Below are 19,880 nucleotides of genomic sequence, written 5' to 3' on the forward strand. Positions count from 1 at the left end.
GGGCCCTGCTACGCGATGTTCCCCGGCACTGCGCGATGCTCCCCCACTAGGTGATCTTCCCCCGCACTACTTGACGTTCTCCCGCTCCATCGCGTCCCCCACCTCGGCCGACTCGCGGCCCGGAGTCGCCAGATCGAACTTCGTGATCACGAAACGGAAGACGACGTAGTAGACCGCGGCGAAACACACACCGACGGGAATGATCAACCACGGTTTCGTCGCCAGCCCCCAGTTGATGACGTAATCGATCAGCCCCGCCGAGAAGCTGAAACCGTCATGCACCCCCAGCGCCCAGGTCACCGCCATCGACACACCCGTCAGCACCGCATGGATCACATAGAGCGCCGGCGCGATGAACAGAAACGAATACTCGATCGGCTCGGTCACACCCGTCACGAACGACGTCAGCCCGACCGACAGCATCATGCCCGACACCTCCTTACGGCGATGCCGCTTCGCACAGTGCGCGATCGCCAGCCCCGCCGCCGGCAGCGCGAACATCATGATCGGGAAAAACCCCGTCTCGAACTGGCCCGCCGCCGGATCACCCGCCAGGAACCGGTTGATATCACCGTGCACGACCGTGCCGTCCGGCTTGGTGTAATCACCGAACTGGAACCAGACGAAGGTGTTCAGGAACTGATGCAGCCCGACCACCAGCAGCGCACGGTTCGCGACACCGAAGATGCCCGAACCGATCCAGTCCATATCGCTCAGCCACTTGCCGAAACCCGTCAGCGCCTCACCGACCGGCGGCCAGACCCCCGTACACACCACGGCGAACGCCACCCCGACGAAGGCCATCACCATCGGCACCAGTCGACGCCCATTGAAGAAACCCAGCCAGTCGACCAGCTTCACCCGGTGCAGACGCTGCCAGAACCAGGCCGCCAGAAGACCCATCACAATGCCGCCGAAAACCCCCGGATTCTGGAACGTCGCCTGCGCCACCGTCCCGTCCCGGGCCCCGCACACCCCCGACCACGGCCCCGCCTGCGTGTACGTCTGGCCCGCGGCACAGTCCACCGGGAACTGATGCAGCACCGCGTAATACACAAGGAACCCCACCACCCCGGCCAGCGCCGTCGAACCATCCGACTTCCGCGCCATCCCGATCGCGACACCGATACAGAACAGCAGCGGCAGACCCAGCCCCGAATCCAGCAGCGCCCCGCCCGCCCCCGCGAACACCTTCGCGACGTTGTCCCACCCCAGCCCGTCCGCCCCGAACAGATCCGGCTGCCCCAGCCGGTTGAGAATGCCCGCGGCCGGCAGCACGGCGATCGGCAGCTGGAGACTGCGGCCCATCTTCTGCATGCCCTGGAAGGCGGCGGACGTCCACTTCTTCCTCGGCGCCGCCGACGCCGCATTCGCACTCATCCAAGCCCTCCAGGCGAATCCCGTCCCGCAGGCGGCCGGTCCGCCGACAACCGGCCCGTCGGCAATGCGGCCCGGCACTTACCGCATACTGGTGGTGTAGACCACTCGTGGTGCGGTTCTGGCCCCCGGCACGCACTCCGGGTGATCGCCATCCTTCGGTAGACAGCGGACCAACGCCCGCAAAGTTGGGCTGAACGTGCGTTACCGTGTGAAAACCGCACGGCGGAACCGCCGGCGGCCGAGACAAGCAGGAGTGGACATGGCCAGCAAGGCTGAGAAGATCGTCGCCGGGCTCGGCGGACTCGACAACATCGAAGAGGTCGAGGGCTGCATCACCCGCCTCCGCACCGAAGTCAACAACGCCGCCCTGGTCGACGAGGACGCCCTGAAGGCCGCCGGCGCCCACGGAGTCGTCAAGATGGGCACCGCCATCCAGGTCGTCATCGGCACCGACGCCGACCCCATCGCCGCCGAAATCGAAGACATGATGTGAGCTGACCACCCCACAGCCCCCCCAAGGGCCCCGCTCCGGACCGCACCACCCACACCGGAACGGGGCCCACACCATTGCCGATAGGGTCTACGCCATGTCTCGCATCGACGGCCGCACCCCCGACCAGCTCCGCCCCGTCACCATCGAACGCGGCTGGAGCAAGCACGCCGAAGGCTCCGTCCTCATCTCCTTCGGCGACACCAAAGTCTTCTGCACCGCTTCCGTCACCGAAGGCGTCCCCCGCTGGCGCAAGGGCAGCGGCGAAGGCTGGGTCACCGCCGAATACTCGATGCTCCCCCGCTCCACCAACACCCGCGGCGACCGCGAATCCGTACGGGGCAAAATCGGCGGCCGCACACACGAGATCTCCCGCCTCATCGGCCGCTCCCTCCGCGCCGTCATCGACTACAAAGCCCTCGGCGAAAACACCATCGTCCTCGACTGCGACGTCCTCCAGGCCGACGGCGGCACCCGCACCGCCGCCATCACCGGCGCCTACGTCGCCCTCGCCGACGCCGTCGGCTGGGCCCAGCGCAAAAAACTCATCAAGCACGGCCGCCAGCCCCTCACCGGCACCGTCAGCGCCGTCAGCGTCGGCATCGTCAACGGCGTACCGCTCCTCGACCTGTGCTACGAGGAAGACGTGAAGGCCGAAACCGACATGAACGTCGTCTGCACCGGCGACGGCCGCTTCGTCGAAGTCCAGGGCACCGCCGAAGCCGAACCCTTCACCCGCGCCGAACTCGGCTCCCTCCTCGACCTCGCCGCCGCCGGCTGCGCCGAACTCGACACCGCCCAGCGCGAGGCACTCGCCCGCACACTCTGACAGCGCGCACAGTCTGAGGGGACGGCGGTCCGACAGGGGAGGACAGGACAGGGCGCACAACACGGCACGACAGAACAGGCCGGGCCGGACCCCTGCCCCAACTGCACCCCCGCTGACTGCCGTTCACCCCCACTGACGCATCATCACCCCCGAACGCGGCGCCCTGGCAACCAATTCAGGGCGCCGCGCGTTTGTTCCTTTGCTCGTGCATGACCGAGCATGACCCGAGGAAGGAACCACTCCATGGCCCCGCGCACGCAACGTCAGCTTCCCCAGCACCGCCGCCACGCCACCACCGTCCTCGCCACACTGGCCGCCGCCGCGCTCGCCATACCGCTGCTCTCCGCCTGCGGAGCGGTCAACAAGGCCATGGACTGCGCCAACACCGCCAGCACCATCGTCGACAGCGTCGACAAACTCCAAAAGGCCGTCGGCAGCGCCATCGACGACCCCCAGGCAGCCAAAGAAGCCCTCGACACCATCGACAAGAACCTCGACAAGGTCAGCAAATCGTCCGACGACCCCGAGCTCTCCAAAGCCATCGACAAGATGAACGACGGCGTCAAGGACGCCCGCAAGGACCTCGACGCGGCCAAGGCCCCCGACCTCGCACCCATCTCCGACGCGGCCGGCGACATCACCAAGGTCTGCACCCCGGGATAATCACCCCATGCAGCCTCACACCGGCGGGCACCCCGCAACCCCGAACCGCCTCATTCTCGCCACCCGCAACACCGGCAAGATCGCCGAACTCCGGGCCATCCTGGAAGGCGCCGGCCTCGGCATCGAACTCATCGGAGCCGACACCTACCCCGACGTCCCGGACATCAAGGAAACCGGCGTCACCTTCGCCGAAAACGCCCTGCTCAAGGCCCACGCCCTCGCCAAGGCCACCGGCCACCCGGCCGTCGCCGACGACTCCGGCCTCTGCGTCGACGTCCTCGGCGGCGCCCCCGGCATCTTCTCCGCCCGCTGGGCCGGCAAGCACGGCGACGACCAGGCCAACCTGGAGCTGCTGCTGGCCCAGCTGGCCGACATCTCCGACGAACACCGCGGCGCGCATTTCGCCTGCGCCGCTGCCCTCGCCCTCCCCGACGGCACCGAACGCGTCGTCGAGGGCCGCCTGGAGGGCACCCTCCGCCACGTCCCCACGGGCACCGGCGGCTTCGGCTACGACCCGATCCTCCAGCCCGAGGGGGAGACCCGGACCTGCGCCGAGCTGACTCCTGACGAGAAGAACGCGATCAGCCATCGGGGGCGCGCTTTCCGGGCTCTGGTTCCGGTGGTGCGGGAGCTGGTGGGCTGACGACGGTGAAGGCCCGGCCCCACACGGGTGTGGGGCCGGGCCTTCGATTCCAAGGTCAGTACGGCCGGTGGGACTCGAACCCACACGCCTCAAGGGCACTGGTACCTAAAACCAGCCTGTCTTGCCAATTCCAGCACGGCCGCCAGCCACGGCCATACTACTCGTTGGTGGGCTTGCGGTGAGAGCTACCGTCGTCGGCGGCCACCTCGGCACCAAGTATCGGTCACTGCATGGCAGTTGGGGCACAGCAATCGCAGGTTCTCGACCCGGTTGTCCCGCCAATCGCCGTCGATGTGATCGACCTCAAGCGGCAGCGGCTCTCCCAGCCAGACCGCCTCAATGCCGCACAGAGCACATCGCTCCTCGATGCCGAGTTCGAGCATTGCCCTCTTGACCCGGTTGCTGGGAGTGCGCTTGGGGTGCGCTGACAGGTCCTCCACGAGGATCTCTCCGGGGGCGTGGCGACGTCGGCGGTCCCGCATGTTCTCCGCGCGGACCACGGTCGTGAAATGCGAGGTGTCGATCCCGTACGCCTTGATCCGGCGGCTGATGTGGGTGTGCTGGCCCCCGACGACCTCAAGCCCGAGATGCCGCAGCACCTCGCACATGTTCGTCGCGGCCGAGACCGCCGCCTGGAGGATCTCCCGCGTCCACTTGGCCCCCTCGCGCTCGAAGTGTGAGACGTCCACCCCCAGTTTCTTCATCCGGTCAAACACATACCGCCGCGTCGAACTCCGCGGATCCACCCCTAACTTCTCCAACGCCTCCGACAACGTCCGCGACGATCGGGCCGCCTCGGCGAGGCGCTCCCGGGTGTATGGGCTGACGGGCATGGCATCCCCCCCGTTGTGTTCGTTCGTTCCTCTCTCGAACTCCTCAACGAGTGAGTGACGCGATGGTTAGCCAAGTAGGGGAACGAACGTAAGGAAAAGGGAAGCGGGGGAGACGGAGCCGACGCGCCGGCGTCAGAAGCGGGGCTCCCTGGATTCGGAGCTGACGAGTTCGATGGCCTCCTCCTTGGTGGCTACCGAAGGAGGCGACCCTTCCAGCGGCAGCTGCGCCGTTTCCTTCATGCAGGCGACGGCGATCGCGCCCACGAGAGCGGCGCCCATTGTGTAGTAGGCGGGAACCATGATGTTGCCGCCGAATCCCTTCATCAGGGCCGTGATCACCAAAGGCGTGGTGCCGCCGAAAAGGGATACCGCGAGGTTGTAGCCGATGGAGAGGGAGCCGTAGCGGACGTCGGTGGGGAAGAGGGCGGGGAGGGCGGCGGACATGGTGCCGAGGAGGCAGACGAGGGAGAGGCCGAGGAGGGCCATGCCGGTGAGGACGGCGAGCATGCTGCCCTGCTTGACCAGGAGGAACGCGGGGATGGCCAGGAGGAAGAAGCCGAGCATGCCGGTCATGAGCAGCGGCTTGCGACCGTAGCGGTCGTTGAGTTTGCCGATGGTGGTGAGGACGCACATGAGGACGGCCATGGTGCCCAGGAGGATCAGGAGGCCGTGGGATTCCTGGTAGTCGAGGGTGTCCGTCAAATAGGTCGGCATGTAGGAGAGGAGCATGTAGTCGGTGATGTTGTAGGCGCCGACCAGGGCGACGCAGAGGATGAGGGTGGGCCACTGCTGGGCGAGGATTTCGCCGAGTTTTCTCCTGGGGGCGTTTTCGGAGAGGTGGGGGGAGTGGGGGAGGGGTGTCGTGGCGTGTGAGCCGGTGGCTTCCAGTTTTTGGAAGGCGGGGGTTTCGTCGAGTTTCACCCGGAGGTAGAGGCCGACGAGGCCGAGTGGGCCGGCGATGAGGAAGGGGATGCGCCAGCCCCAGTGGAGCATTGCTTCGTTGCCGAGGGCGGTGTCGAGGATGAGGACGATGCCGGCCGCTCCGGTGTAGCCGATGAGGGTGCCCATTTCCAGGAAGCTGCCGAAGTAGCCGCGTTTTTTGTCGGGGGCGTATTCGGCGATGAAGGTGGAGGCGCCGCCGTATTCGCCGCCGGTGGAGAAGCCCTGGACGAGGCGGAAGAGGATGAGGAGGACGGGGGACCAGAAGCCGATGGCGGCGTGGGAGGGGATCAGACCGATGGAGAGGGTGCCCAGCGCCATCATGATCATGGTGAGGGCGAGTACTTTCTTGCGGCCGATGCGGTCGCCCAGCGGGCCGAAGTAGGCGCCGCCGAGGGGGCGTACGAGGAAGGCGACGGCGAAGGTGGCGAAGGAGGACAGCAGGCTGGTGGTGTCGTTGCCGCCGGGGAAGAAGACCTTGCCGATGGTGACGGCGAGATAGCTGTAGATCCCGAAGTCGAACCATTCCATGGCGTTGCCGAGGGCGGCGGCTTTTACGGCGCGTTTGACGACTTTTTCGTCGGTGATGGTGATGTCGGTGCGTCGTAGTGGGGGATTTTTGCGGCGGGCGATGGCACGGAAGAGGGTCCGGTGGCGCTTGAGCGCTTCTTTGTCCGGGGCGTCCGGGGTGTGGGTCTGGACTGTGCGGACTGCTTCGGTGGTGCCGGTCGCCACAGGGCGTCCTCTCGGTCGGTCGGCGCGTGGTGCGCGGTGGGGGTACGACAGATGCGTCTGCGCAGTGGGGGCGTGGATCAAACCCCTTTGGCCGAATTTCGCTGTACGGGGCATGTATGGGGCAGGTGCGGGGCTTGTATGGGGCAGTGCGCGGCTTCTACGGGGCGGGGGGTGTGTTGGGGGTGCGCGGGTGGGGCGGTGGCGGGGGTGTGTCAGGGTTTTTCCCGGGTCCTGTTACAGGACTGGTACACAGCCGCGCGGTCACCGCAGTGTTCGGGCAACGAGGCTGTGTGCCGGGGAGGAGAGAGTGGCGCTGTCGAAACCTCTCTTTTCGTTCGAGTTTGCCGGTGGGGGTACTGGGGTGTGAGGGCCCCGGGAGGAGTACGTGATGACCGACCGCGCTGGGGCCCGCTGGGCTCGTGGGCGTACCGCTGTGACGGCCTTCGTCGTGGTGACGGCGCTGGCGGGCGGCGGGGTGTGGTTCAGCCAGGAGTCGAATCGCGCGTCGGCGGTGGATGTGGCGCCGAAGACCTCGGCGGCGCAGGGTGTGAAGTCGGCCGGCAAGCCCTCGGGGGGCCTGCCGGGCGTACGGGACTGCGGGTTCGGCACCCCGGAGATCAAGCCGGAGGTGATCACGTTGACCTGCGGGGACGCGGGGATGGTGGCGACGGCGATCAGGTGGGACCGGTATGGCTCTCGGGAGGCGGAAGGCAGGGGCGTGGTGCAGGTCGAGCAGACCGCCGCGGGGGCGGGGACGGGTGCCGTGTTCCCGGCGACGTTCCGGCTCTACGGCGCGAAGGACGTCGACGGTGCGCGGGCCTTCACCGGGCTTGAGGTGACGTATGAGGGGTCGACGCCGCTCGGGGACACGACGGAGATGTACAACCTCGCGTGATGGGCATTCGAGGCCGGATCGCCCTGGCCATTTCGGGAATGACGGCGCTGGCCGTGGTGGTGCTCGGGTTCTCCGTGCACCACATCGCCGATGCCGAGCGGGAGCGGTCGGCGCGGGCGTATCAGGACGACCGGCTGAGTTCGGCGCTGCAGATCTACGAGCGGGACGGGACGCTGGCGCTGGGGGCGCAGCTGAATGACGCGACGCTGCCGGTGCCGTTGCGGGAGGCGGTGTTCCGGGGCCGGTCGGGGACGTATCTCAGTGGCGGTGAGGATCCGCGGGTGTGGGCGGCGACGGGGGTCGGCGGTGGTGTGGACGGGGGCGCTCCGCAGCGGACGTTGTCGGTGTCGGCGGCGTTTCCGGATGACGATCCGGCGCGGGTGGCCCTGGACCGGGCGTTGTTGATCGCGGGGTGCGGCACGGTTGTGCTGATGGCGGTGGTGTCGTGGTTTGTGGCGCAGCGGCTGTCGCGGCGGCTGCGGTTGAGTGCGGCGGCGGCGCGGCGGATCGCGGCGGGTGCGGCGCCGGACGCGGATGCGCTGGCGAGCCATGGCCGGGACGAGGTGGCCGAGTTGGGCCGGAGTGTGCATCACATGGCGACGTCGCTGGCTGCCCGGGTGGAGGCGGAGCGGGAGTTCACCGCGGATGTGGCGCATGAGCTGCGGACGCCGGTCGCGGGGCTGGTGGCGGCGGCGGAGTTGTTGCCGCAGCCGCGTGCGGTGGAGATGGTGCGGGACCGGGCGCAGGTGATGCGGCGGCTGGTGGAGGACCTGCTGGAGGTGTCGCGGCTGGACGCGGGGGTGGAGCGGGCGGATCTGGATGCCTGTGAGCTGCCGTCGCTGGTGCGGGGGATCGTGCAGCGGGCGGCGCGTCAGCGGGGGGTGGACGAGGTGCCGGTGATGGTGGAGGGGGAGCCGCGGATCGTGGAGACGGACCGGCGCCGGGTGGAGCGGGTGCTGGTGAATCTGCTGGCGAACGCGGCGAAGCATGGGATGCCGCCGATAGAGGTGGTGGTGGCGGGTGCCCGGATCGTGGTGCGGGATCACGGTCCGGGGTATCCGGCGGAGTTGTGTGCGGAGGGGCCGCGGCGGTTCCGTACGGCGGCGCCGGAGCGGGGGACCGGGCATGGTCTGGGGCTGACGATCGCGGCGGGGCAGGCGGAGGTGCTGGGGGCGCGGCTGGATTTCGGCGCCGCCGCGGAGGGCGGCGCCGAAGCGGTGCTGGAGTTGCCGGACCGGACGGCGACAGCGCCGGGAATCGGTATGCCACTCACCGACAACGGCTCCTGCCCCGGGCCACCCTGACGCGGTGCGCCGGCCGTGCTGCAGTTGCCGGACCGGACGGTGGTGGTGGCGAGGTAGCCCCGGCTGCGTTGCCGCTCGTCGGGCCGCCCCGGTTTCGTGTCCCCGAGGCGGACCTGGTCTCCCCGCGTCGGGCCTTACAGCCCCAGATCCTTGATGATCTTGGCGACATGGCCGGTGGCCTTGACGTTGTAGAGGGCGCGCTCGACCTTGCCTTCCTCGTCGACGATGACGGTGGAGCGGATGACGCCGGTGACGGTCTTGCCGTAGAGCTTCTTCTCGCCGAACGCGCCGTATGCCGTGAGGACCTCCTTGCCGGGGTCGCCGAGCAGGGTGACCTTGAGGTCTTCCTTCTCGCGGAACGTGGCGAGCTTCTCCGGCTTGTCGGGGGAGACGCCGATGACGTCGTAGCCGTGGCCGGCCAGGAAGGCGAGGTTGTCGGTGAAGTCGCATGCCTGCTTGGTGCAACCCGGGGTCAGGGCGGCCGGGTAGAAGTAGACGATGACCTTGCGGCCCTTGTGGTCGGCCAGCGAGACCTGCTTGCCGTCGGCGTCGGGGAGGGTGAAGGCCGGGGCGGTGTCGCCGGTCTGCAGTCGCGCGGTCATGGCTCTCCTTAGGGTGGGTCCGTACGTCCCCGAGGTTAGCCAGCCGGGGCGCGCGGTGGGCCCCGGGGCGCCTCGGCGCACGAAACGGGGGTGCTGTGGGGCGCGTGGCGGGGTGAGCTGACAGACTGTCCCTCACGAGTGACGCGAGATGACGGAGGCAGCGCGGTGGCGGAGGCCAGGACCCCGGCGCAGATCGAGGCGGAGATCGCCCGCAGGCGGCAGGATCTCGCCGAGACGCTCGACGAGATCGGGGTGCGGCTGCACCCGCAGACGATCATCGGCGATGCGAAGGCGAAGGCCGCGGACGCGGTGGACCGTACGGCGGGGCGGGCGTATGTGGCTGCCAACCGTGCGGTGTCGCAGGTGCGTGGCCGGCTGGTGTCGGACGACGGGACGCCGCGGCTGGAGCGGATCATTCCGGTGGCCGTGGTCGGGGTGGCCGTGGTGGGGCTGCTGGCGCTGCGCGCCAAGCGGCGCCGTGGATAGGCCGGTCCGACGGGGCGGGGCCGGAGCCGGGGTCGGTGAGGCCCTGGGGTCTGGGGCGCCGTCGGGTGGCCGGTGAGGTGCCGTGACGGGTGACTTCGTGGTCCCGGTGGTGGCCCGCGGTGCGTAAGAGGTGTCGCCGGGCAGGTACGGTCATGCCGTGAGCCCGAATAACACCCACGACACCCATGACAAGCTGCCGATCCGGATGCTGCACGACCGTGTGCTGGTCCGGACGGACACCCCCGAAGGCGAGCGTCGCTCCAGTGGGGGCATCGTCATTCCGGCGACCGCCGCGGTCGGCCGCCGCCTGGCCTGGGCCGAGGTGGTCGCGGTCGGGCAGAACGTGCGGACCGTCGAGGTGGGCGACCGCGTGCTGTACGACCCGGAGGACCGTGGCGAGGTCGAGGTGCGCGGTGTGGCGTATGTGCTGATGCGGGAGCGCGATCTGCATGCCGTGGCCGCCGAGCGGCTGGAGGGGGCGGAGGACGCGACGGGGCTGTATCTGTAGCGGAGGACGCGACGGGGCTGCGTCTGGAGCAACATCTGGAGTGAACCCCGGATGACGGGCGGTGACCGAGGTCACCGCCCGTTTTGTCGGCGCTTTGCTAGCCTCGGAGATCCCGACGAGACGCGCCGTACCGGGTAAGGACAAGACGACGCACCCCTGGAGAAGACGTATTCCACGGAGGTGCCGTCATGGCATGGATCCTGCTCGCCGTCGCCGGTCTGCTGGAGGTCGGCTGGTCGATCGGTATGAAGTTCACGGATGGCTTCACCCGTTTGTGGCCCAGTGTGTTCACCGGTGCGGGCATCGTCGCCAGCATGCTGCTGCTGTCGTACGCGGCCAGGACCCTGCCGATCGGTACCGCCTATGGCGTGTGGGTCGGTATCGGGGCGGCCGGTGCGGCGGTGGTCGGGATGCTGGTGCTCGGTGAGCCGGCGACCGCGGCCCGGATCTTCTTCATCGTGCTGTTGCTGGTGGCGGTGGTGGGGCTGAAGGCGACGTCGGGGCACTGACCTCGGCCCCGGTACCAGCCCTGCCCATCAGCCACCCGGCCGTCCCGTCAGCCGCCCCGGCCCCGTCAGCCACCCGGCTGCCCCGCCTCGGACGCCCCGTCAGTCGTCCTCCTCCCACTCCCGCCACCGCTCCCCTCGCCCCTGGTACTCGCCCGGTCCCACGGTCGGGAAGTCCTCCGTGGGATAGGGCGGCGGCTCGTCGGTCGGGAAGGTGGGGGTGGGTGGTCCATCGGTCGGCTCGGTGGGGAAGTCGGTGGGCGGTCCGACGGTGGTGGGCGGCCCGGGGGTGGTCGGCGCGGTTTCGGTGGGCGGGGCCGGGGCGCTGGTGGTCGGCCGGGGCGAGGCCGACTCGGCGCTCGGGGCCAGCTCCAGGTCGAAGTGGCGGACCGGCTCGCCCGCCAGCGCGGCGGCGGTGTAGTCGGCCCAGATCTCGGCGGGGAAGCCGCCGCCGTTGATGCGCGGCAGGCCCGCCGCGCCGTACAGCGGCTCCTGGGCGGCGCTCTTCGGGTTCTGGCCCAGTACCGCGACCACGGTGGCGAGTTCGGGGGTGTAGCCCGCGAACCAGGCGGCCTTGTCCTCCTCCGCGGTGCCGGTCTTGCCCGCCGCGGGCCGGCCGGCGGCCTTGGCCGCGGTGGCGGTGCCGCCCTCGACGACGCTGCGCAGGATCGAGGTGGTGGTGTCGGCGGCGTCGCGCGAGATGGCGGTGCCTTCGGGGCGCTTGGGCAGTTCGAGGCGCTGGCCGCGCTTGGAGATCTTGTCGACCAGGGTGTACGGCCGTTGCTGGCCGTGGTTGGCGAAGGTCGCGTAGACCTGCGTCATGTCCAGGACGCTGGGGGTGGCGGTGCCCAGTGAGATCGCGCCCTGGGAGGTGCCCAGGCTCGGGGTGTCGGCGGGGATGCCCAGGTCGACGGCGGTGTTCTTGACCTGGGCGGGGCCGACGTCGATGCCCATCTGGGCGTAGACGGCGTTGACGGATTTGTCGGTGGCCTCGGTGACGGTGATCTGGCCGTAGGAGCGGTCGTCCTCGTTGGCGGGCGCGAAGCCGGTGGGGGAGCCGTCGCTGATGGTCATCCGCTTGTTGGTGCCGTCGTAGACGGTGTGGGGGGTGATCGGTACGCCGTCCTGGGTGGTGGAGTGGTTCTGGACGGCGGAGGCGAAGACGATCGGTTTGAAGGTGGAGCCGACCTGGTAGTCGCGGCGGGTGGCGCCGTTGACGTACTGCTTGGCGTAGTCGATGCCGCCGTAGAGGGCGACGACGCGGCCGGTGGCGGTGTCGATGGAGGCGCCGCCGGCCCGGACGTAGGTGTCGACCTTCCGTTTCTTGCTGAGCTTGTCCATCAGCCGGGTGTTGACCGCGTCGACGAGGGCGTTCTGGCGCTTCTTGCCGATGGTGGTGGTGATGCGGTAGCCGCCGGCCCGCAGGGTGTCCTCGTCGAGGATCTTGTTGGTGGTCAGATAGTCCTTGACCGCTTCGACGAGATAGCCGCGCTGGCCGGTGAGGCCGGCGGCCGCCTTGGCCGGTCCCGGTGCGGGGAACTCCATGGCGGAGCGCTTGGCCCGGGTGAGCCACTTCTTCGTCACCATGCCGTCCAGGACGTAGTTCCAACGCGCCAGCGCCCGCGGCTTGTTCTCGGGGTGGGCGGCGATGTCGTACGCGCTGGGAGCGTTGAGGAGGGTGGCGAGATAGGCGCCCTCGGCGGTGGTCAGATCCTCGCAGCTCTTGCCGTAGTACGCCTGGGCGGCGGCCTGGATGCCGTACGCGTTGCGGCCGTAGTAGCTGGAGTTGAGGTAGCCCTCCAGGATGTCGTTCTTGCTCACCTCGCGGTCCAGCTTGATCGCGATGAAGAACTCCTTGGCCTTGCGGGTGAGGGTCTGCTCCTGGCCCAGGTAGTAGTTCTTGACGTACTGCTGGGTGATGGTCGATCCGGACTGCTTGCCCTTGCCGGTGACGGTGTTCCAGGCGGCCCGGATCATCGCGGCAGGATCGACCGCGGACTCGGTGTAGAAGTCGCGGTCCTCGGCGGCCAGTACGGACTCCTGGACGGACTTGGGGATCTGGCTGAGGGTCACGTTCTCCCGGTTGACGTCGCCGTCGCGGGCCAGCTCCGACCCGTCGGAGTAGAGATAGACATTGCTCTGCGCCTTGGCCGCGACGTTGGCCGGCGGAATCTCGACCAGCAGATATCCGGCGATCATGCCGCCGACGATCAGCAGCAGGATGCCCAGCACCGTGCCGAGCACCACCCGCCAGGTGGGCACGAGCCGGCGCCAGCCGGTGCGCGGGGGCCGCGGCTTTCGGGGTTTCCCGCCGCCGTTCCCGCCCGCCGTCGACGCGTCGGGACGCGGCCCCCACTGCGGGGGGCCGGTGTGCTCCGGGCCGTTGTGCCGCGGATCCTCGCTCATGTCTGTATGGACTCCTCGGCCGCCGCCGATGGTTGTGCCGCCGGTGGTGGTGTCGCGGCGGACCGGTGTCATATCGGGAGGTCCCCTGAACGGAACACCCTGAACGGAAACTGTCGTCCAGTCAGAAACTGTCGCATCATACGGCCCGGTCAAGAAGGGTGCGCGCACCTGTGACCGCCCCGTGACCGGCCGAATGGCGCCCAGGACTCACCCGGAACGGTGAGAAAACCCGTGGTGCGGTCCACGCCCACGCGGCTAGGCTCCGGTGCTTTGCCGTCCCACGGCGGCGATCCACGAGGTGCTACGACGGCGGCTGGAGGGGCGCGGACGTGCTGTACGCGGCAGTGGCGGCCGGCAGCTTCCGGCGGTACGCGACGTATCGGACGGCCACCGTGGCGGGCGTCTTCACCAACACCGTCTTCGGCTTCATCCTCGCCTACACCTATATCGCCCTCTGGGACGAGCGGCCGCGTCTGGGCGGCTACGACCAGGCGCAGGCGGTGACGTATGTGTGGACCGGGCAGGCGCTGCTGGCGGCCGTGGCGCTGATGGTCGGCGGGGTGGACGAGCTGCAGGAGCGGATCCGGTCCGGTGACATTGCCGTGGACCTCTACCGGCCGGCCGACCTCCAGCTGTGGTGGCTGTCCGCGGATCTGGGCCGGGCGGCGCTGCAGCTGATCGGGCGCGGGGTGGTGCCGATGGCGGCGGGTGCCCTGTTCTTCCCACTGGCGCTCCCGTCGTCCACATTGACCTGGGGCTGCTTCCTCCTCTCCACGGCACTGGCGGTGGTGGTCAGCTTCGCGCTGCGCTATCTCGTCGCGCTGGCCTGCTTCTGGCTGCTCGACGGCGCGGGGCTGGCCCTGGTCAGCGGGCTGGCCTGCATGTTCTTCTCGGGGATGGTGCTGCCGCTGCGGGTGTTTCCCGGCGGCTTCGGGGAGCTGGCCCAGCTGCTGCCGTGGGCGGCGATGCTTCAGGTGCCCGCCGATGTGCTGCTCGGCGCGCGAACCGGCGGCTCGCTGCTGCGGGGGCTGGCGTTCCAGGCGGTGTGGGGTGTGGCGCTGCTGGCGCTGGGCCGGGTGGTGCAGTCGGCCGCCACGCGCAAGGTGGTGGTCCACGGTGGCTAGGGCCTTTCCGATGGGGCAGGGGCGGAGAGGCCCTCGGCGCGGGGCAGGCGGTCAGGGGCGGAAAGGCCCTGGGCGCGGAGCGGGCGGCGGTCGGTTGAGGACGGTCGCGCAGGGTGTGCGCGCGTACGGGCTGATCGTACGGATGTGGGTGCGCTCCACGCTGGCGTACCGGACGTCGTTCGTGATGATGACGGTCGGCAACTTCGCGGCCAGCGCACTGGATTTCGTCGCGATCATGCTGATGTTCTCGCAGATCGACGCCCTGGGCGGATTCTCGCTGCCCGAAGTCGCCTTCCTCTACGGCACGTCCAGCGTCTCCCTGGGCCTGGCGGACCTGCTGTTCGGCAGCATGGACCGGCTCGGCCGCCGGGTCCGCGACGGCACCCTCGACACCCTGCTGCTGCGCCCCGCACCGGTCTTCGCGCAGGTCGCCGCGGACCGCTTCGCGCTGCGCCGGCTGGGCCGGATCACCCAGGGCCTGCTGGTCCTCGGCTGGTCGGTGTCCCGGCTGGACGTGGACTGGACGGCGGGCCGGATGCTGATGGTGCCGCTGATGACGGTGTGCGGCGCGGCCATCTTCGCGGCGGTGTTCACCGCGGGCGCCGCCTTCCAGTTCTGGGCCCAGGACGCGGCCGAGGTGCAGAACTCCTTCACGTACGGCGGCAACACCATGCTCCAGTACCCGCCGACGGTGTTCGCCCAGGACCTGGTGCGCGGGGTCACCTTCCTCATCCCGCTGGCCTTTGTGAACTGGCTGCCCGCGCTGCGCCTGCTGGGCCGTCCGGACCCGCTGGGGCTGCCGGGCTGGGTGGACTTCGTGGGGCCCGCGGTGGCCGCGCTGATGTGCGCGGGCGCGGGACTGGCGTGGCGGTACGGCCTGCGGGCGTACCGCAGTACGGGGAGCTGAGGAGAGGCAGATGACCGAGCGGCTGACGACTGAGCGGCTGATCGAGGTGGACGCCGTCGAGAAGGTCTTCACCATACGGCGCAAGGCGGGCCGGCTGCGCCGCGTCAAGGACGAGGTGCGGGCCGTGGACGGCATCAGCTTCCAGGTGCCGCGCGGCGAGATGGTCGGCTATATCGGCCCGAACGGCGCCGGAAAGTCCACCACCATCAAAATGCTGACGGGCATTCTCGTTCCCAGCGGCGGCCGGCTACGGGTGGCCGGCATCGACCCGGCACGGGAGCGGACCCGGCTGGCCCGCCGGATCGGGGTGGTCTTCGGGCAGCGCACCACGCTGTGGTGGGACCTGCCGCTGAAGGACTCCTACGAGCTGGTGCGGCGGATGTACCGGGTCCCGGACGCCGCCTACCGCGCCAACCTGGACCGCTGCGTGGAACTCCTCGACCTGGCCCCGCTGCTGGACGTCCCCGTACGGCAACTCTCCCTCGGCCAACGGATGCGCGGCGATATCGCGGCGGCGCTGTTGCACGACCCGGAGGTGCTGTATCTGGACGAGCCGACCATCGGGCTGGACGTCATCAGCAAGGCGCGGGTCCGCGGGTTCCTCCGCGAAGTGAACTCCGAGCGCGGCACGACCGTCCTGCTCACCACCCACGACCTGACCGACATCGAGCAGCTGTGCCGCCGGGTGATGGTCATCGACCACGGGCGTGTGGTGTACGACGGCGGGCTGGACGGGCTGCGCGCGGCGGGGGACGGTGAGCGGACCCTCGTCGTGGACCTCGACCGGGAGCTGCCCCCGATCGAGGGGATCCCGGGCGCCCGCACGGTCCGGGTGGAGGGGCCGCGCCAGTGGCTGGCCTTCCCGGCGGCGCGGAGCGCGGCACCTGTGGTGGCGGCTGTCGCCGAGCGGTATCCGTTGGTGGATCTGTCGGTGCGGGAGCCGGACATTGAAGGGGTCATCGCTCGCATTTACGCGCAGCGCGATGAGTGAGGGGATGTGACGTTTCGCCTCGCCACGCTTTCGGCTCCCCGCCGCAGGGGGGCGTCTGCGGCGGGCGTGCGCCGACGTTTTGGCTCTCCCGCCGTGGGGGAGCAACGACAAACCCCCTGCGGCGGGAAGCCGACAACGGCGGGAACCGAGTCGGCGCCTAGGCCGTAGCCGGTTCCGACTGCTTGAGGTGCTCCAGGTTGACAGCGTCAGCCATCGCCTCGTTCCCCGCATCATTCGGATGCAGATGATCCCCGGAGTCATACGCCGGAAGCAACCGACCCGGCTCAGCCGGGTCGCGCAACGCCTTGTCGAAGTCCACGACTTCGTCGTAGACCGTGCCGGAGCGGATGATGCGGTTGACCTGCCGACGTACCGAGTCCAGCTGCGTGGAGTAGCCGCGGTGGCCGCCGAACGGGGTGAGCGTGCTGCCGGTGACGCGCAGGCCGCGGGCGTGTGCCTCGCGGACGATCTGCCGCATCCCGGCGACGAGTTTCTCCGGGTCGAGCTGGCGCGGGGACTTGAAGAGGTCGTTGAGGCCGATTTCGACTACCACGGCCTTCACGCCGGTACGGGAGAGCACGTCGCGGTCCAGCCGGGAGAGCACGCTGGGGCCGTTGTTGGGCGAGAAGCGGCTGCCGTTGACGAGCAGTCGGTTGCCGCTGATGCCCTGGTTGAGGACGCCGTAGCGGGGGGCGCCGGGTTCGTCGCGCAGCCGGGCGGCGAGGAAGTCCGTCCAGCGGTGGTTGGCGCCCGCGGTGGAGGTGATGCCGTCGGTGATCGAGTCGCCGATGACGACGACCGTGCCCTGTGCCGTGGTGCTCCACACGTCGACGCCGGTCAGATAGCGCCAGTACGGGCTCTGTTCGGTGTAGGCGGCGCCGGTGGTGTCCTCGGTGCGGTCGCCGCGCGCCAGGTAGGAGGTCTGACGGGCGTACGGGTGGTAGGTGGCGGGACCGGAGGGGGACGGGGAGTACGTGGTGACCAGGAGGTCGGCGTTGTGCGGGACGTTGAGGCGGACGGGGTCGCTGGTGACCGCGCCGCCGGCCGGGATGGTCACGGCGGGGCGGCCGCCGAAGTTCAGCCGGCGCATGGTGCCGGCCGCGGCGGTCGGGTTGCTGGGGGCGGCGGCCAGCGCCAGGGAGGCATGGCTGACGGACAGCGGGCGGGTGCCGTAGAGGTTGGAGAGCTGGATGCGGGCGGCCGAGCCACCGACGCTGGTGTGCACGACGTTCCGTATCGACATGCCCGCATAGCCGTCCAGGGTGCCCGGCTCGGCGGCCGCGGCGGCCGCGGACCAGGTGCCGACCCACTGGCCGGAGACCGCCGGGGCCGCGGGGTCGCGCGGCTTGTGCGGGGTGTTGCCCGGACCGCCGCCCGCGCCGCCGAAGCCGACGAATATCGCGGTCGAGATCAGCACCACCACGGCAGCCAGACCGGCGAGCACGGCGTAACCCACACTTTTGTTCATGCGGGAAAGGTCTCCTGGGGCAGGCGGAGCGCGACGCTCCGGACAGCGGGCAACGGCAGCGAGTGATCAGCGGCACCATTGCGGCCCGATCGGTGCTTCATGATTCCACGGGCCCTTCGGAGGCCACCCGGCGCCCTGGGCGATGCCTCCCTGACGTGGACGCGGGGAACTCGTGGTTCGTTCCGGGAGTAGGTCACAGTTGGACATACGGTCGGAACGGTCACCGGATGTGCGCCGGGACCGGGGCACGGACCGGTGGCCGGCCGTGCGGCCCCGGACCGGGCCGCACGGATGATGGGGCACGGTGGAAACGGTGGAGCGGATGGAACGCAGGAATGCGGCGGAAGCGCCGCCCGAAGGGGCCGCGGTGGCCGTGGGCCCGGCCACGCCGGTCGGCTTCGGCTACAGCGCCCTCGACGAGGCGAAGCGGCGTGCCGTACGGCGGATGAAGACGCTGGCCACCGGCCTGCTGCTGGCCGTCGCGGTGGTCTATGTGCTGGCGAAATGGGCGGCCTCCTCCGGAGCCGGCGGGTGGACGGGTTTTGTCGCGGCGGCCGCGGAGGCCGGCATGGTCGGTGCGCTGGCCGACTGGTTCGCCATCACCGCCCTGTTCAAGCGGCCGATGGGGCTGCCGATCCCGCACACTGCCATCATTCCTACCAAAAAGGATCAATTGGGACAGAGTTTGGGAGACTTCGTCGGGGAGAACTTCCTCTCCGGCGACGTCATCCGGCTCCGGCTGCGCTCCGTCGGCATCAGCGCCCGGCTCGGCGGCTGGCTCGCCGACCCGATGAACGCCGACCGGGTAACCGCCGAACTCTCCACCGCGCTGCGCGGCGCGCTGACCGTGCTGCGCGATACCGATGTGCAGGCCGTGGTCGGCGAGGCGATCACCCGGCGCGCGGACGCCCAGGAGATCGCGCCCGGCATCGGCGCACTGCTGGAGAAGGTCGTCTCCGAGGGTGGCCACAAGCGGGTGGTGGACCTGGTGTGCGGCCGCGCCCACGACTGGCTGATCGAGCACGGTGACTCCGTCACGGCGGCGGTCTCCGGCGGAGCCCCCGGATGGACCCCGCGGTTCGTCGACCGCAAGGTGGGCGACCGGGTCTACAAGGAACTGCTGCGGTTCGTCACCGAGATGCGGGACATGCCCGAGCATCCGGCGCGCGGTGCCGTCGACCGCTTCCTGAAGGACTTCGCGGGCGATATGCAGTCCGACCCGGACACCCGGGCCAAGGTCGAGCGGCTGAAGTCGGAGGTGCTGGGCCGCGGTGAGGTGCAGGATCTGATCGCCTCCGCCTGGGGCGCGGTCCGCGCGATGATCGTGGCCGCCGCCGAGGACGAGCGCAGCGAACTGCGACTGCGGGTGCGGTCCTCACTGCTGTCCCTGGGGCAGCGGATGTCCGTGGACGGGCGGCTGCAGGGCAAGGTGGACGGCTGGCTGGAGGGCGCGGCCGTCTATGTGGTGACGACCTATCAGGGGGAGATCACCGCCCTGATCACCGACACCATCGCCGGCTGGGACGCCGAGCACACCTCGAAGAAGATCGAGGCGCACATCGGCCGCGACCTGCAGTTCATCCGGATCAACGGCACGGTCGTCGGCGCGCTGGCGGGGTTGGCGATTTATACGGTGTCGCGTGCGGTCACCGGGTGACGCTGCGCTCGGCGTTCGCCGACTTGGTGCTCGCCTGCGGCGGGCTGCGCCTGCGGCGGGCGTGCGCCCCACGTTGTCGGCTGTCCCGCCGTGGGGTTCGCCTGCGGCCGGCCTGCGCCCCACGTTGTCGGTTGTCCCGCCGTGGGGTTCGCCTGCGGCGGGCCTGCGCCCGACGTTTTCGGTTTCCCGCCGTGAGGGGTTCGCCTGCGGCGGGCGTGGGTTTTCGGGTGCGGTGACGGGCCTCCGGACTCCGTCCTGCGGCCCGTCCCCTCCCGACGGTGGGTGGAGGGGGCCGGTGGGGCCCCATGTGGTCTGTCGGGTGTCTGTGTCCGGGGCCACAGGGTGCACATGACCGGCTACATGGCCCCCACCGGTCTTCTTCCCACCCCTTCGGGAGGTGCCGGTCCGCAGGACGGAGTCCGGAGGTCCGGCGCCGCTGCCGAACAGCCCCGCGCAGCGGCGACAGCTCACCGCAGGTGCAACGGCGGGACAGCCGACAACGTGGGGCGCAGGC

20 protein-coding genes, 1 tRNA gene and 1 riboswitch are annotated in these 19,880 nt (G+C 69.8%); of the genes, 14 read left to right on the forward strand and 7 right to left on the reverse strand.

Translation table 11 applies throughout. The features are described from left to right. Window positions 1–66: 66 nt before the first annotated feature. Window positions 67–1,380 (reverse strand): PTS transporter subunit EIIC, encoded by a 1,314-nt coding sequence (locus K9S39_RS27970; protein ID WP_248866082.1) that lies wholly within the window; start codon window positions 1,378–1,380, stop codon window positions 67–69. Here K9S39_RS27970 and K9S39_RS27975 point away from each other — a divergent pair. The 5 genes from K9S39_RS27975 (at window position 1,316) to rdgB (ending at window position 4,005) form a co-directional block, all read left to right on the forward strand. Then, window positions 1,316–1,480 (forward strand): hypothetical protein, encoded by a 165-nt coding sequence (locus K9S39_RS27975; RefSeq protein ID WP_248869246.1) that lies wholly within the window; start codon window positions 1,316–1,318, stop codon window positions 1,478–1,480. The genes K9S39_RS27970 and K9S39_RS27975 overlap by 65 nt on opposite strands. Window positions 1,481–1,633: 153 nt before the next feature. Beyond that, window positions 1,634–1,873: a PTS glucose/sucrose transporter subunit IIB gene (locus K9S39_RS27980; protein WP_283112937.1), complete on the forward strand. Its 240-nt coding sequence runs from the start codon at window positions 1,634–1,636 to the stop codon at window positions 1,871–1,873. Between the two features lie 94 nt (window positions 1,874–1,967). Further along, window positions 1,968–2,699 carry a ribonuclease PH gene (gene rph / locus K9S39_RS27985; RefSeq protein WP_248866085.1) on the forward strand — a complete coding sequence of 244 codons (732 nt, stop codon included), beginning with the start codon at window positions 1,968–1,970 and terminating at the stop codon, window positions 2,697–2,699. A gap of 243 nt (window positions 2,700–2,942) precedes the next feature. After that, complete coding sequence (locus K9S39_RS27990; protein WP_248866087.1) at window positions 2,943–3,362, forward strand: hypothetical protein; 420 nt, start codon at window positions 2,943–2,945, stop codon at window positions 3,360–3,362. Between the two features lie 7 nt (window positions 3,363–3,369). Next, window positions 3,370–4,005 carry an RdgB/HAM1 family non-canonical purine NTP pyrophosphatase gene (gene rdgB, locus K9S39_RS27995; RefSeq protein ID WP_248866089.1) on the forward strand — a complete coding sequence of 212 codons (636 nt, stop codon included), beginning with the start codon at window positions 3,370–3,372 and terminating at the stop codon, window positions 4,003–4,005. Window positions 4,006–4,064: 59 nt separating this feature from the next. On the opposite strand, the gene K9S39_RS28000 is transcribed toward rdgB, so the two are convergent. The 3 genes from K9S39_RS28000 to K9S39_RS28010 all read right to left on the reverse strand — a co-directional run bounded on the left by K9S39_RS28000 (window position 4,065) and on the right by K9S39_RS28010 (window position 6,512). Beyond that, a tRNA-Leu gene (locus tag K9S39_RS28000) sits at window positions 4,065–4,148 on the reverse strand. A gap of 42 nt (window positions 4,149–4,190) precedes the next feature. Further along, window positions 4,191–4,838: an HNH endonuclease signature motif containing protein gene (locus tag K9S39_RS28005; RefSeq protein WP_248866091.1), complete on the reverse strand. Its 648-nt coding sequence runs from the start codon at window positions 4,836–4,838 to the stop codon at window positions 4,191–4,193. A 132-nt stretch (window positions 4,839–4,970) separates the two neighbouring features. Continuing rightward, the gene (locus K9S39_RS28010; protein ID WP_406708030.1) at window positions 4,971–6,512 is read right to left on the reverse strand and encodes an MFS transporter; all 1,542 of its coding nucleotides are present in this window, start codon (window positions 6,510–6,512) and stop codon (window positions 4,971–4,973) included. Between the two features lie 388 nt (window positions 6,513–6,900). Here K9S39_RS28010 and K9S39_RS28015 point away from each other — a divergent pair, with 388 nt between their 5' ends. Together K9S39_RS28015 and K9S39_RS28020 are read left to right on the forward strand one after the other, a co-directional pair. Beyond that, complete coding sequence (locus tag K9S39_RS28015; protein WP_248866093.1) at window positions 6,901–7,407, forward strand: hypothetical protein; 507 nt, start codon at window positions 6,901–6,903, stop codon at window positions 7,405–7,407. Next, window positions 7,407–8,711 (forward strand): sensor histidine kinase, encoded by a 1,305-nt coding sequence (locus tag K9S39_RS28020; protein WP_248866095.1) that lies wholly within the window; start codon window positions 7,407–7,409, stop codon window positions 8,709–8,711. Before K9S39_RS28015 ends, K9S39_RS28020 begins: the two co-directional genes overlap by 1 nt. Before the next feature lie 134 nt (window positions 8,712–8,845). Here the strand turns inward: K9S39_RS28020 and bcp are convergent, their stop codons facing one another. Next, window positions 8,846–9,313 carry a thioredoxin-dependent thiol peroxidase gene (gene bcp, locus K9S39_RS28025; RefSeq protein ID WP_248866097.1) on the reverse strand — a complete coding sequence of 156 codons (468 nt, stop codon included), beginning with the start codon at window positions 9,311–9,313 and terminating at the stop codon, window positions 8,846–8,848. 165 nt (window positions 9,314–9,478) lie between these two features. Between bcp and K9S39_RS28030 the strand changes: the two genes are divergently transcribed. From K9S39_RS28030 to K9S39_RS28040, 3 genes are all read left to right on the forward strand, one after another. Next, a complete protein-coding gene (locus tag K9S39_RS28030; RefSeq protein ID WP_248866099.1) occupies window positions 9,479–9,799 on the forward strand; it encodes a DUF3618 domain-containing protein in 321 nt (106 codons plus the stop codon). A gap of 205 nt (window positions 9,800–10,004) precedes the next feature. Then, window positions 10,005–10,307, forward strand: coding sequence for a GroES family chaperonin (locus K9S39_RS28035; RefSeq protein WP_248869001.1), 303 nt, complete (start codon window positions 10,005–10,007; stop codon window positions 10,305–10,307). Between the two features lie 87 nt (window positions 10,308–10,394). After that, window positions 10,395–10,462, forward strand: a riboswitch (guanidine-III (ykkC-III) riboswitch). A gap of 33 nt (window positions 10,463–10,495) precedes the next feature. Then, window positions 10,496–10,816, forward strand: a complete 321-nt coding sequence (locus K9S39_RS28040) for a DMT family transporter (RefSeq protein WP_248866100.1) — start codon at window positions 10,496–10,498, stop codon at window positions 10,814–10,816. Window positions 10,817–10,915: 99 nt separating this feature from the next. Here the strand turns inward: K9S39_RS28040 and K9S39_RS28045 are convergent, their stop codons facing one another. Continuing rightward, the gene (locus tag K9S39_RS28045) at window positions 10,916–13,219 is read right to left on the reverse strand and encodes a transglycosylase domain-containing protein (RefSeq protein WP_248866102.1); all 2,304 of its coding nucleotides are present in this window, start codon (window positions 13,217–13,219) and stop codon (window positions 10,916–10,918) included. A gap of 329 nt (window positions 13,220–13,548) precedes the next feature. Between K9S39_RS28045 and K9S39_RS28050 the strand changes: the two genes are divergently transcribed. The 3 genes from K9S39_RS28050 (at window position 13,549) to K9S39_RS28060 (ending at window position 16,241) form a co-directional block, all read left to right on the forward strand. Beyond that, window positions 13,549–14,343 carry an ABC transporter permease gene (locus K9S39_RS28050; RefSeq protein WP_248866104.1) on the forward strand — a complete coding sequence of 265 codons (795 nt, stop codon included), beginning with the start codon at window positions 13,549–13,551 and terminating at the stop codon, window positions 14,341–14,343. Window positions 14,344–14,485: 142 nt separating this feature from the next. Then, window positions 14,486–15,250 carry an ABC transporter permease gene (locus tag K9S39_RS28055; RefSeq protein WP_406708166.1) on the forward strand — a complete coding sequence of 255 codons (765 nt, stop codon included), beginning with the start codon at window positions 14,486–14,488 and terminating at the stop codon, window positions 15,248–15,250. 10 nt (window positions 15,251–15,260) lie between these two features. Continuing rightward, window positions 15,261–16,241: an ABC transporter ATP-binding protein gene (locus K9S39_RS28060; protein WP_248866105.1), complete on the forward strand. Its 981-nt coding sequence runs from the start codon at window positions 15,261–15,263 to the stop codon at window positions 16,239–16,241. A gap of 157 nt (window positions 16,242–16,398) precedes the next feature. On the opposite strand, the gene K9S39_RS28065 is transcribed toward K9S39_RS28060, so the two are convergent. Further along, window positions 16,399–17,709 carry an SGNH/GDSL hydrolase family protein gene (locus K9S39_RS28065; protein WP_248866106.1) on the reverse strand — a complete coding sequence of 437 codons (1,311 nt, stop codon included), beginning with the start codon at window positions 17,707–17,709 and terminating at the stop codon, window positions 16,399–16,401. A gap of 322 nt (window positions 17,710–18,031) precedes the next feature. On the opposite strand from K9S39_RS28065, the gene K9S39_RS28070 reads away from it, so the two are divergent. Next, window positions 18,032–19,366 carry a DUF445 domain-containing protein gene (locus K9S39_RS28070; protein ID WP_248866107.1) on the forward strand — a complete coding sequence of 445 codons (1,335 nt, stop codon included), beginning with the start codon at window positions 18,032–18,034 and terminating at the stop codon, window positions 19,364–19,366. Window positions 19,367–19,880: the final 514 nt, after the last annotated feature.

Source organism: Streptomyces halobius, from assembly GCF_023277745.1.
Taxonomy (GTDB): domain Bacteria; phylum Actinomycetota; class Actinomycetes; order Streptomycetales; family Streptomycetaceae; genus Streptomyces; species Streptomyces halobius.

Excerpts from the sequence above, each read along its gene's own strand:
- K9S39_RS27975 (WP_248869246.1), top strand. The coding sequence starts at position 1,316 with ATGCCCTGGAAGGCGGCGGACGTCCACTTCTTCCTCGGCGCCGCCGAC.
- K9S39_RS27970 (WP_248866082.1), bottom strand. The coding sequence starts at position 1,380 with ATGAGTGCGAATGCGGCGTCGGCGGCGCCGAGGAAGAAGTGGACGTCC.
- rph (WP_248866085.1), top strand. The coding sequence starts at position 1,968 with ATGTCTCGCATCGACGGCCGCACCCCCGACCAGCTCCGCCCCGTCACC.
- K9S39_RS27990 (WP_248866087.1), top strand. The coding sequence starts at position 2,943 with ATGGCCCCGCGCACGCAACGTCAGCTTCCCCAGCACCGCCGCCACGCC.
- rdgB (WP_248866089.1), top strand. The coding sequence starts at position 3,370 with ATGCAGCCTCACACCGGCGGGCACCCCGCAACCCCGAACCGCCTCATT.
- K9S39_RS28005 (WP_248866091.1), bottom strand. The coding sequence starts at position 4,838 with ATGCCCGTCAGCCCATACACCCGGGAGCGCCTCGCCGAGGCGGCCCGA.
- K9S39_RS28015 (WP_248866093.1), top strand. The coding sequence starts at position 6,901 with ATGACCGACCGCGCTGGGGCCCGCTGGGCTCGTGGGCGTACCGCTGTG.
- K9S39_RS28020 (WP_248866095.1), top strand. The coding sequence starts at position 7,407 with ATGGGCATTCGAGGCCGGATCGCCCTGGCCATTTCGGGAATGACGGCG.
- bcp (WP_248866097.1), bottom strand. The coding sequence starts at position 9,313 with ATGACCGCGCGACTGCAGACCGGCGACACCGCCCCGGCCTTCACCCTC.
- K9S39_RS28035 (WP_248869001.1), top strand. The coding sequence starts at position 10,005 with ATGCTGCACGACCGTGTGCTGGTCCGGACGGACACCCCCGAAGGCGAG.
- K9S39_RS28040 (WP_248866100.1), top strand. The coding sequence starts at position 10,496 with ATGGCATGGATCCTGCTCGCCGTCGCCGGTCTGCTGGAGGTCGGCTGG.
- K9S39_RS28045 (WP_248866102.1), bottom strand. The coding sequence starts at position 13,219 with ATGAGCGAGGATCCGCGGCACAACGGCCCGGAGCACACCGGCCCCCCG.
- K9S39_RS28055 (WP_406708166.1), top strand. The coding sequence starts at position 14,486 with ATGTGGGTGCGCTCCACGCTGGCGTACCGGACGTCGTTCGTGATGATG.
- K9S39_RS28060 (WP_248866105.1), top strand. The coding sequence starts at position 15,261 with ATGACCGAGCGGCTGACGACTGAGCGGCTGATCGAGGTGGACGCCGTC.
- K9S39_RS28065 (WP_248866106.1), bottom strand. The coding sequence starts at position 17,709 with ATGAACAAAAGTGTGGGTTACGCCGTGCTCGCCGGTCTGGCTGCCGTG.
- K9S39_RS28070 (WP_248866107.1), top strand. The coding sequence starts at position 18,032 with ATGGAACGCAGGAATGCGGCGGAAGCGCCGCCCGAAGGGGCCGCGGTG.